General features: G+C 35.2%; 1 protein-coding gene. It reads left to right on the plus strand.

Going from position 1 to position 1254, the window contains the following annotated elements; translation table 11 throughout:
* Positions 1–64 precede the first annotated feature (64 nt).
* A protein-coding gene (locus C8C76_RS15005) for an IS3 family transposase (protein WP_089720798.1) occupies positions 65–1236 on the plus strand; the annotation gives its coding sequence in 2 pieces (ribosomal slippage) (positions 65–323 and positions 323–1236; 1173 coding nt in all).
* Positions 1237–1254 lie beyond the last annotated feature (18 nt).

Here is a 1254-nt window from a genome sequence, read left to right on the forward strand (position 1 = left end):
TGACCCTCCCCCAATTTGTAGGACACCGAGTTAAGATATATAATATAATCAGGAGGTGCCCGAAATGGGAAAAAGAAGAACTTACACAGAAGAATTCAAACGAGATGCTGTTGAACTCAGTATAAACTCTGATAAAAATTGTACAGAAATTGCTGAAGATCTAGGTATTAACTATAATAATTTAATCCGCTGGCGTAAAAAATATAGAGATAATGGAAAACTTGCTTTTCCGGGAAAAGGAAAGCAAAAACTCACATCTGAAAAACAAAAAATTAAGGATCTGGAAAATGAACTTAAAGAAACTAAACTTGAACGTGATATTTTAAAAAAAGCAGTGGCCATCTTTTCGAAAAAACCGAAGTAATATACGGTTTTATCCGGGACCACAGTGATGAATTTCCTGTGACAAAGATGTGCCAGGTATTAGAAGCCTCCCGGTCAGGATACTATGAGTGGCTCAATAGAGAGCCTTCTCAAAGACAGCTTGAAAATGAAGAGCTAAAAGCTAAAATAACTGAAATATACAAGCAGCATAGTGGTCGCTATGGTAGCCCGAGAATACACCGTCAATTAGTAGAAGAAGGATATAATTGCAATATAAAACGAGTAGCAAGATTAATGAGTGTAATGGGACTTAAAGCAATCCAGAAGCGTAAATTTAAAAAGACAACTGATTCAAATCATAATTTACCGTTACAGGACAATTTACTTAATAGAGAATTTGATGTAATTCAACCTAACAAAGTCTGGGTATCAGACATCACATATATTCCAACTGATGAAGGCTGGCTTTATTTAGCCACTGTAATAGACCTTTATTCTCGCAAGGTAGTTGGATGGTCAATGAATAAAAGAATGACCAGGCAGCTGGTTATAGACGCATTAAATATGGCAACTAAAAACAGAAAACCGGAAAAAGGCTTAATCTTTCATTCAGATAGAGGAAGCCAATATGCAAGTCATGACTTTCAAAAAGAACTATGGAAAAATGGAATGCGATCATCAATGAGTCGCAAAGGAGACTGCTGGGATAATGCTGTAGCAGAAAGCTTTTTCTCCACTCTAAAAACTGAATTAATATACAGGAAAAAGTATAAAAACAGAAATCAGGCAAGACAGGATATTTTCCAATATATTGAAATCTATTACAATAAAATCAGAATGCATTCTACTCTGGATTATAAAAGTCCGGAAAACTACGAAAATGAGAGAAAAACGTCTAAACTATGTGTCTAATTTAATGGGGGAAGCTCA

Origin of the sequence: Halanaerobium saccharolyticum, from assembly GCF_003053565.1 — a bacterium.
In the GTDB taxonomy this organism is placed as follows: Bacteria; Bacillota; Halanaerobiia; order Halanaerobiales; family Halanaerobiaceae; genus Halanaerobium; species Halanaerobium saccharolyticum_B.